Here is a 557-nt window from a genome sequence, read left to right on the forward strand (position 1 = left end):
GGGCAGTGGCTATCAGTATCAGTACTCGCCACGTCCGACTTCTGCGTTGCCAACTGCCGAAGCGCAAAGTGCCTATCGGGAGTTTTTCGCGCCGCTGCCCGAGGCTGCACCGGCTTCGCTGCCGGAGTCGCAGAGCGATATTCCGCCATTGGGTTACGCGCTGGCGCAGCTCAAGGGCATTTATATCCTGTCCGAAAACGCCCACGGGCTGGTGCTGGTGGACATGCATGCTGCCCATGAGCGCATCATGTACGAGCGCCTGAAAATCGCCATGGCCAGCGAAGGCCTCAGCGGGCAGCCGTTGCTGGTGCCCGAATCACTGTCGGTGAGTCAGCGCGAGGCCGATTGTGCTGAAGAGCACATCGCGACCTTCCAGCGCCTGGGCTTCGAATTGCAGCCCCTTGGCCCGGAAACCCTGGTCATCCGGCAGATTCCGGCACTGCTCAAGCAGGCCGAGGCTAACCGTCTGGTCAGCGATGTACTGGCCGACCTGATGGAATACGGCACCAGCGACCGGGTGCAGGCGCATATCAACGAACTGCTGGGCACCATGGCGT

The 557-nt window shown here is 61.9% G+C and carries 1 pseudogene; it reads left to right on the forward strand.

Features of this window, described 5'->3' with window-relative positions:
* Positions 1 to 557, forward strand: a pseudogene (gene mutL, locus NRB16_RS29075) (DNA mismatch repair protein MutL); the annotation flags it as partial.

Source organism: Pseudomonas sp. LJDD11 (genome assembly GCF_024584215.1).
GTDB lineage: Bacteria > Pseudomonadota > Gammaproteobacteria > Pseudomonadales > Pseudomonadaceae > Aquipseudomonas.